Annotated in this window: 2 protein-coding genes; one reads left to right on the top strand and one right to left on the bottom strand. The window is 70.4% G+C overall.

Annotated features, from left to right (window positions below):
- Positions 1-275, top strand: a 275-nt coding sequence (locus EKO23_RS24780) for an AI-2E family transporter (protein WP_134721263.1), incomplete at its 5' end; no start/stop codon positions are given.
- 63 nt (positions 276-338) lie between these two features.
- Here the strand turns inward: EKO23_RS24780 and EKO23_RS24775 are convergent.
- A partial coding sequence (locus EKO23_RS24775) for a peptidoglycan-binding domain-containing protein (RefSeq protein WP_134721261.1) occupies positions 339-700 on the bottom strand: 362 nt, incomplete at its 5' end.

Genomic DNA, 700 nt, shown 5'->3' with positions numbered 1-700 from the left:
TCGCCTACGGATCGGGAGGGCTCGGCGTCGCCATCGCCATGCTCGCGATCGTGCTGTTGGCGAACAACACGATCCAGAACCTGATCGAGCCGTTCGCTTTCGGAAGTCGCCTCCACCTGCACCCGCTGGCGGTTCTCCTCACGGTCACGACCGCAACCATGCTCTTCGGTGTGATGGGGGCGATCCTCGCGGCGCCGCTGACGTCGGCGGGCGTGAGCGGATACCAGCAGCTCCGCGCTTTCGAGGCGGACCTCCGCGAACGATCTGACGGCTGACCGAGCCGCAGGACCGCGCCCCGGGACCCGTGCGTCGACCCGCGGCGGCCCCGACGTCGTGGGTCAAGACGCATCCTGCGTGGCATCAGGGGACTCTGATGCACGCGTCGGGGTGGGGCTCGGACTCGCACTGGGACCGTTCGGCTGCCGAGTCTCGGCGATTGCTTCGTCGAACGCGGCGACGGTCGCGGCGTCCACGACGCCTGTCGGCTTCAGGCCGAGTTCCGTTTGGAGGTCCTCGAGGGCCGAGGTCAGGGCCGGCGTCCACATCCCGTCCACCGGGCCGTCCCAGAACCCCGCGAGCTTGAGCGTCTGCTGGAGGGCGGCCGTGGTGACGAGCTCCTGCTGGGCGACCTCGCCGCCCGACGCCAGGACGTCGGCCTGCAGGGCGGCTGCGGTGGCCTTGTCGACGGTGCCGGTCACCG

This window comes from Nocardioides guangzhouensis (assembly GCF_004519545.1).
GTDB classification, from domain to species: Bacteria; Actinomycetota; Actinomycetes; order Propionibacteriales; family Nocardioidaceae; genus Nocardioides; species Nocardioides guangzhouensis.
Note: the sequence above shows the minus strand (reverse complement) of the source record. Positions and strands in the feature narration are given on the sequence as shown.